This window comes from Synergistaceae bacterium (assembly GCA_012728235.1).
Lineage (GTDB): Bacteria > Synergistota > Synergistia > Synergistales > Synergistaceae > JAAYFL01.
In genome coordinates, this window is record JAAYFL010000014.1 from 1 (window position 1) to 2,279 (window position 2,279).

The window sequence follows — 2,279 nt, forward strand, 5'->3', positions numbered from 1 at the left end:
AAGTTTGTTTGAGGTGCATAGAGGAAACACATACAAAGTTATAAGGAAGGATGCGACAATATTGAAAAAAGTAAATGTGCTGGATGCATCTGCTGCCTTTCAGAGATTTCGGGAGACACACGCATGAAGCAGTATAAGATTCAGATCACGGACAGGCACAGTGTTATAACACATCATTTTTAGTTAGCGACATAAAGCAAGGACTGACTTTATAGCCATTGTTAAAGATTAAACGCAAAGCTCTTGCGTTTGACAGGTTTATGTTTTTATACTTAAAGTAGTAATCTGTCAGTATTGGCGGGTTTTTCGTTTTGTTAGAGAAATTTACAAATAGAAAGAAAACGCAATTTATAGTAAATATATACATTTTAATATTTTTAGTATTCTGCGAGGGATTTTTGTGCCAAATCATATGGAATTAAAAGTTGGCTACGAAGGGCAACTGAATCAAATTGATTTGGATACCCTTTTAGTGTCCTTGTTACATCTTTCGGAAATGTTAAAAGTAATTAGCAGAATAAACAATGAAGAATTACAAATTAGAATCACTGCTACAGAGAGAGGCAGCTTTGACGTATTTTTAGAACTGACTAGAAAAGCTTCTGGACTTTTTGGGTTGCTTTTTAGTGACCAGAAGAGTACCTTAGATACAATTCATAAAGTTGTTACTCTTTTAGTTGACATTCTAACGTTAAAAAGTTTTTTAAAAGGTAAAAAACCGGACGATATTCAGCCGCAAAATAACGGGTTTGTTATTATAGTTAAAGATCAAGCCAGCATTACTATTTCTGGCGATGTTTTTCAAATATATGGTCGGAATCTAGAGGTTAATAACCATATGGAAAAAATGTTTGATAAACTTGCTGAAAATCCAGAAGTTGAGGGATTTTTGTTAGACGCTAAAAACGCTGGTTCATTTCATGTAAAAAGTAATAGATTTCCCGATTTGGCCCAAAATAACGAAATGCTTGAAAGCGAAGAGCAAATCGAACTACTTCAAAATGTTAGTGTATCGATATTGAAGGTTGTTTTTCAAAGGAATAGAAAGTGGGAGTTTATTTTTCAGGGCAATAAGATATCGAGTTTTATAACGGATAACCAATTCTGGGATAAAGTTGATGCAGGAGTTCCATTTTCCAAAGGTGATATTTTAATTGTTGATTTAGAGGTTAATAAATCTTTTGACACAGAGCTAAATTGTTACGTAAACAAATCTTATAAGATAGTTAAGGTAATAAGCCATCGTCCAAGGACAATAAACACTAGGCAACTTGATATGTTTAATTAAAGTACCGTCCGAGGGGCTTTTAGTATGCATAATAATTAAATACAGTAATGTTCATTCATAGCAGAAAAGTCATCTTTTCTAATGGAACAGTTTACAAATGTTTGATTTATTGGTATAATAAAATGAATTCTTCTTGTTAGATCATATTTATCAATCAATATTAAAACGTAATCATATAGAGCAATATATATTAGTAACCGGAGATGGGCATTTCCACAGTGTAGTCGCCTATTTGAGGACATTTTTGGATAAAATAGTTGGAGTTTTTGCAGTTATGGGCTCATTTAGTGAACAATTAAAGAATTCAGCTACATGGTATGTTGATAAGGCCCGAGAATCGGGTAGGTGAATTTAGACCAAAAGTATTAGAAGTTATCCATTGGGCAGAAAGAAATAATTATATACCCTCATTTTCCCGTACAGTGGAAGGTGCAGCTAAGAGGTTTAAAGCCGATAAAGCTAAAATTTCGGCAGCTTTAAGTAATCTCATTAATGATGGATATATTAAACAGACGAACAAGACATTACCTAATGGGACAGAAATAAGAGCGTTGGAAGTTGATTGGGAGTTAGTTGCTAAACATAGAATATGGGATCCTAGTCAGGTTAATTAGTTAAAACTTGAAGAGGGATTATGTCTGCTAAAAATTTATTAATATAACAGAGCCTTCGGGCTCTTTTTTTGCAAAAGAAACCCTACTTTTGCCGAATTGTGGAAGGTGAAAGAGGGAGTGAAAGCTATGATGATAAAAGAATTGCAATGATAAATTGACAGCTACAGATATTTTGCTCAACAGACTATTCCACCAGCCACAAGAACCGTCCCCACGGATCGCGAACACGATCAGAGAGGGTCTGTCAATAATTTTGTGCTTTGCCCTTCTTCCGTCTGTTCATCGTAGGTGCGCTTTAACTTTGTCGGGGAAGTAAATAGACAGTTGTAGCAGAATTTGTCCCCAGTTTTGGATCCGGCCGGTCCATCTCTTCAAGA

Annotated in this window: 3 protein-coding genes; all 3 read left to right on the plus strand. The window is 34.8% G+C overall.

The window, feature by feature from the left end; genetic code table 11:
- The first annotated feature begins 400 nt into the window (after positions 1-400).
- The 3 genes from GXZ13_00725 (at position 401) to GXZ13_00735 (ending at position 1,902) form a co-directional block, all read left to right on the plus strand.
- Positions 401-1,288 (plus strand): hypothetical protein, encoded by an 888-nt coding sequence (locus tag GXZ13_00725; protein NLX74369.1) that lies wholly within the window; start codon positions 401-403, stop codon positions 1,286-1,288.
- Positions 1,289-1,421: 133 nt separating this feature from the next.
- Positions 1,422-1,637 (plus strand): NYN domain-containing protein, encoded by a 216-nt coding sequence (locus GXZ13_00730; GenBank protein NLX74370.1) that lies wholly within the window; start codon positions 1,422-1,424, stop codon positions 1,635-1,637.
- The gene (locus GXZ13_00735; protein NLX74371.1) at positions 1,606-1,902 is read left to right on the plus strand and encodes a hypothetical protein; all 297 of its coding nucleotides are present in this window, start codon (positions 1,606-1,608) and stop codon (positions 1,900-1,902) included. The genes GXZ13_00730 and GXZ13_00735 overlap by 32 nt, the downstream gene beginning before the upstream one ends.
- Positions 1,903-2,279: the final 377 nt, after the last annotated feature.

What these genes read in the sequence shown, in the direction of transcription:
- GXZ13_00735 (NLX74371.1), top strand. Translation starts at nt 1,606, where the DNA reads ATGTTGATAAGGCCCGAGAATCGGGTAGGTGAATTTAGACCAAAAGTA.